Genomic DNA, 344 nt, shown 5'->3' on the forward strand with positions numbered 1-344 from the left:
TCGAACTTCTTGCCGTCCTCGAGACAGATGATGAAATCCGGCGTCACCGACTTCTTGGGGTTGACCGCCGGGACCAAAGGAGTGGCGACCGGCGCCGCCGGCTGGCTGAGACCGCTGATCGAGGTCGCGACACTGGCGATGAGATCCGCCAGGCCGGAAGCGGGCAGGCGGTTCTTCGCGACATAGGCCGATACGATGTGCGCGGTGAGCTCGAGCAGGTCGACTTCCTTACTGGTGTCCTCGTCCACGTAGTTCCTCCATTTGTGCCGCAAGGTCGCGAAAAACGCGATGTGTAATGTCAAAGCGCTGCGAGCGTTGTTTGCGAATCCGGAAAAGCGAATAGC

At 60.2% G+C, this 344-nt stretch carries 1 protein-coding gene; it reads right to left on the reverse strand.

The features are described from left to right. Positions 1-248, reverse strand: a 248-nt coding sequence (locus EN786_RS36560) for a MucR family transcriptional regulator (RefSeq protein ID WP_189524389.1), incomplete at its 3' end; no start/stop codon positions are given. Positions 249-344 lie beyond the last annotated feature (96 nt).

It is taken from the genome of Mesorhizobium sp. M4B.F.Ca.ET.143.01.1.1 (assembly GCF_004792275.1).
GTDB lineage: Bacteria > Pseudomonadota > Alphaproteobacteria > Rhizobiales > Rhizobiaceae > Mesorhizobium > Mesorhizobium abyssinicae.